General features: G+C 68.9%; 3 protein-coding genes. All 3 read right to left on the bottom strand.

Annotated elements, in window-relative coordinates; translation table 11 throughout:
* A partial coding sequence (locus tag I0Q12_RS34310) for an AMP-binding protein (protein ID WP_231611693.1) occupies positions 1–391 on the bottom strand: 391 nt, incomplete at its 3' end.
* Positions 392–551: 160 nt separating this feature from the next.
* The gene (locus I0Q12_RS29555) at positions 552–1,934 is read right to left on the bottom strand and encodes an MFS transporter (protein ID WP_197257323.1); all 1,383 of its coding nucleotides are present in this window, start codon (positions 1,932–1,934) and stop codon (positions 552–554) included.
* Positions 1,935–2,100: 166 nt separating this feature from the next.
* A partial coding sequence (locus tag I0Q12_RS29550; protein ID WP_231611692.1) for a hypothetical protein occupies positions 2,101–2,540 on the bottom strand: 440 nt, incomplete at its 5' end.

Below are 2,540 nucleotides of genomic sequence, written 5' to 3'. Positions count from 1 at the left end.
GCGCGGCGACCAGCATCCGGATCCCGGCCTGGGTGAGCACGTACTGCAGTTCGTGCGACCGGTAGGCGGGGTTGATGTTGACGAGGATCGCCCCGATCTTGGCGGTGGCGTACTGCACGAGCACCCATTCGGCACAGTTCGGCGCCCAGATGCCGACCCGATCGCCCTTGCCGATGCCCGCGTGCAGCAGGCCCAGCGCGAGCGCGTCGACTTCGGCGGCGAGCTCGGTGTACGTCCAGCGTCGGCCGGTGGGACGGTCGACGAGGGCGTCCCGGTCTCCGTGCCGGGCGACGGTTCGGTCGAAGTTGTCGCCGATCGTGTCACCGAGCAGCGGTACCTCCCACGCGCCCGAGGCGTAGCTGGGGAGTTCGGGTGTGGCGATGCCGGTCATCGATTTCTCCTGGGGTGTGCGCAGCCCGGGTAGGTGGTACTCGTCCACCATCCTTACTCTTTCCGGGCCACCGATGTTTCGAATTCTGGACAGCTGCTGCCGTCACGACAGCCGAGAACGGCGCCCTCCCCGGGGGTGATGGGGAGGGCGCCTGCGCGATCTACAGAGCGCGATCGCGGGTCTCGACGAGCGCCCTGGTGCAAACCAGACTCAGGACGCCGAGGACAGCGAGCATCACGCCGATCGCGATGCCGCCGTAGGACGCGGCCAGCGGTGCGGCGAGCATCGGCGGGATGGCGCCGCCGAGGACACCGGCGAGGTTGTAGCCGAGGCCCGCACCGGTGTAGCGGTACCGGGTGTGGAACATCTCCGGCAGGAGCGCGCCGCAGGGGCCGTAGGCGATGCCGAAGATCGCCAGGGTGACGACCATGCCGACGATGAACGCGGCGGGCGAACCGGTGTCGAGCAGCGGGAACAGCGCCAGCGCCCACACGACGGAGAAGCCGCAGGAGATCATGATGACGCGGCGGCGTCCGACCCGGTCGGAGTACAGCGCGGAGAGCACGATCGAGAGGCCGAACACGAGCGAGGCGGCGATGCCGACGACGAGCACGAACGGTCGCGAGAATCCGAGGGTCTTCGTCGCGTAGCTGGTCAGGTAGGCGGTGCCCATGTAGAAGAAGGCGAACATGATCGCCAGCGCGCCGGCCGAGAGCAGGATCTCCTTGGTCTGGTAGCGCAGCGCGTCGAGGAACGGCAGGGTGCGCTTCTCGGTGGCCGCAGTTCCGTCACCCGCAGCTGCGCGGGCTGCCGCCTCGGCACGGAAGACCGGGGTCTCCTCGATGGCGAGCCGCATGTAGAGGCCGATGGCGACGAGAACGATGCTGAACAGGAACGGAATTCGCCAGCCGTAGGTGAGGAAGGCGTCGTTGGTGTCGCCGAGCGCGAGGCCGGTGAACAGGAACGTGCCGCTCGACAGGGCGAAGGCGATCGCGGGCCCGAGCTGGGGGAACATCGCGTACAGGCCGCGTTTGCCGGGCGGGGCGTATTCGGCGGTGAGCAGGGTCGCGCCCGCCCATTCGCCGCCGACGGCGAAGCCCTGGGCGAATCGCAGGAGCACCAGGATGATCGGGGCGGCCACGCCGATGGTCTCGGCGCCGGGCAGCAGACCGATGAGCAGGGTCGAGAGACCCATCAGCAGCAGGGTGGACACGAGGGTCTTCTTGCGGCCGATGCGGTCGCCGAAGTGTCCGAACAGCATCGCGCCGACGGGCCGGGCGATGAACGCGACGGCGAACGTCGCGAAGGCGGCGACGGTGCCGGCCGTGGCTCCGAGGGCGGGGAAGAACACCGTCGGGAACACGAGGGCGGCGGCGGTGCCGTAGATGAAGAAGTCGTAGAACTCGATGGTGGTGCCGATGCAACTGGCGATCGCGACTCGCCGGATGCCGGGGCCGCGCTTGCTGGATGCGGGCGGGGCGACTGGGCGCCGGCCCCCGGGCGCGACCGAGGGTTCGTTCCCCGGTGTCGACACAGTGGTCACGGTTGTCCTCCGTTGGTTTTCCGTCCGGGCCGCGGCGGCGTCCGCTGCGACTGGAGGAAAAAGTAGTGACCCGCCTCACTCCCCCACTACCCCCGAAAGGGGGTGGGTGTGAGACGGGTCACATAGTTCGCTTAACGAAAGATAACGCGTGTGGCGACGGCAGGCGTCAGCGGCCCGCCGCGCCCGCCAGCTCCGCCCGCATCTCGTTCCACACCGTGGCGTAGGAATCGATGTTGCCGGCGGTCGCCCACGTCAGGGCGCCGCCCTTGACCTTGCCGAGCGCCTCGGCGAACAGATCCTGGTACCGGGACAGGCGCGGCACGAACGCCGACACGTCGTCGAAAACGTTCTGCGCCTTGCTATCCAGCGCAACGAGGGCGTCGACGAAGCCGTCCGCCTCCACATCCGCCAGGATGCCGGCGAGCTCCTCGTCGAGCGCCTCGAACTGCTCGAACAGCTCGGCGATCGAGTCCTCGTCGATGGACACACGCTCGGCGTCGAGCTGATCCGACAGCTCCGAGCGGCCCTTGTCGGTCAGCGAGATCGCCCCGCCCTCCTCGGTGGCCTTGCCCTGCTCGATCAGCGCGTCGTAGGCGGCCTGTCCCG

This window comes from Rhodococcus sp. CX (genome assembly GCF_015865005.1).
In the GTDB taxonomy this organism is placed as follows: Bacteria; Actinomycetota; Actinomycetes; order Mycobacteriales; family Mycobacteriaceae; genus Rhodococcus.
The sequence above is the reverse complement of the archived record's forward strand: the minus strand, read 5'-3'. Positions and strand labels throughout refer to the sequence as shown.